Genomic DNA, 1,096 nt, shown 5'->3' with positions numbered 1-1,096 from the left:
AACCCTCAGCCCGCCGACGCTTCCAGCCCCCTCAGCACAGCCAGCACTGCGCTGAAATGGCATTGTTCACGGGCGACTATGCTAGCCACGCCGCAGCCGGATGAACTTACGTCGCCGGAGGATCGCGCGATGCGGCGAAGCTGGCAGAACGCGATATGGGCTGGGACTGCTCGACCCGACGCGGTAGCCGAGAAGGTGCAGGCGGCCCAACGCGATCTTGAGGCGATGCTTACTCCCCATCTACGCGCCGATGCCGCGTTGCTGCCGATCGCGGTCGGTTGGCGATCTGGCAAGGCACGCGCAGCAGCACTGATCCGCGGGGTCCGCGTCTTGCCGCCCAGGAAATCGCCGGACTGACGCCGGCCGCTCGGGGATCGGCGTCAGCAAGCGTCGGGCTTCGCCTGGTCCTCCTCGCGGGTCGGGTGGATCTCGAAGGGGCGCTCGCGGCGCCCGCGCGAGGCGACCAGCGCTGTGAGGTCGAGGCCGAAGTCGAGGGACTCGATGAGCGGCGCGAAGTCGGGCGGCGTGATCTTGGCGTAGTGGCTCGCCATGTCGCGCCCGAGGCTGTGGCCCATCGCCATCCGCACCAGCGTCGTGTTGGTGGTCGGCTGCCGTTCGAGGGCCGTGTCGAAGGTGGTTCGCAGCGCGTGGAAGTCGTGCCGGTCGGGGATGCCGAGGTCGCGGCGCAGCACCACGAAGCGCCGCGAGAAATAGGCCTGGAGCGTGTCGCGCGGCTTGGTGCGCGGCAGTTCGGGGAAGAGCACGCGGACGCCGCGCGCGCGCCTCCTCCGCGAAGTCGAGCAGGCCAATGCGGATGAGCTGAGAATGGATTGGCACGACGCGCCGCGCCGCGCCGAGCGCGACTTCTTCCGCTGGTCGCTGGACCACGCGACGCGGATCACGGGCAGGCCGTCCATGCTCGCAATGTCGGCGGTGCGGAGCTGGAGCGCCTCCTCCATCCGGAGGCCGGCATAGAGCGCGATGAGAGGCGCCCAGAACCATCCGGACACCTCGAAAAACCCCTGGCGCTGACGGCTGCGGGCTGATTCGCTGCTGCTGGTGAGAGCGGGAGCGGCGGATGGCGGGACAGCCCGGG

1 protein-coding gene is annotated in these 1,096 nt (G+C 69.5%); it reads right to left on the bottom strand.

Annotated features, from left to right (window positions below; all coding sequences use genetic code 11):
• Positions 1 to 380: 380 nt before the first annotated feature.
• A partial coding sequence (locus FK498_RS18775) for a tyrosine-type recombinase/integrase (RefSeq protein ID WP_141857231.1) occupies positions 381 to 1,096 on the bottom strand: 716 nt, incomplete at its 5' end.

Origin of the sequence: Elioraea sp. Yellowstone (assembly GCF_006704265.1) — a bacterium.
GTDB lineage: Bacteria > Pseudomonadota > Alphaproteobacteria > Acetobacterales > Acetobacteraceae > Elioraea.
The sequence above is the reverse complement of the archived record's forward strand: the minus strand, read 5'-3'. Positions and strand labels throughout refer to the sequence as shown.